Source organism: Vibrio sp. Y176 (assembly GCF_033438945.1).
Map to the genome: position 1 here is coordinate 1 of NZ_JAWOQS010000922.1, position 567 is coordinate 567.

The 567-nt window shown below is 47.1% G+C and carries 1 protein-coding gene; it reads left to right on the forward strand.

Translation table 11 applies throughout. The annotated features are described in order from the left end of the window. The coding region (locus tag R7O13_RS29420; protein ID WP_318305533.1) for an alkaline phosphatase D family protein at window positions 1-567 on the forward strand (567 nt) is incomplete at both ends.

Here is a 567-nt window from a genome sequence, read left to right on the forward strand (position 1 = left end):
AGAGAACCATCAAGACGACGAAGGTAGCTTTATCGACCGTCGAGCCGCCGCTGCGGCTGCATGGACTGAGTGGTTGCCAGTTCGTGAGAATACATTCTCAAACATGTTGATTTATCGTCAGTTCTCATTTGGCAACTTAGTGAATCTCATGATGCTCGATACGCGCCTTGTCGGTCGTGATAAACCGTTGGATTACTTCTCACTCAGTGCACCAACAATGGAAGCTATCGGTGGGTTAGTTGCTCAATCACGTAGTGCAGACAGAGAACTGCTAGGCACTGAACAACTTGCTTGGTTGATGAATGAATTCAACACGCACGACGCAAAATGGAACGTTCTAGGCCAACAAGTTTTGATGTCGCGAATGGAGCTACCAAGTTCAGTGATGACGGCGATGTTCCAACTGTTTACGTCAACAGAAGAGAAGAAAACAGAAGCTTTGTTGGCGGTGAATACAGCGATCACAGGTTATCTTGCCGACCCAAGTGTAGATCCCATTTCTTTGCCTTACAACCTCGATGCTTGGGATGGTTACTATGTCGAGCGTGAAAAAGTCTACCAACTGGC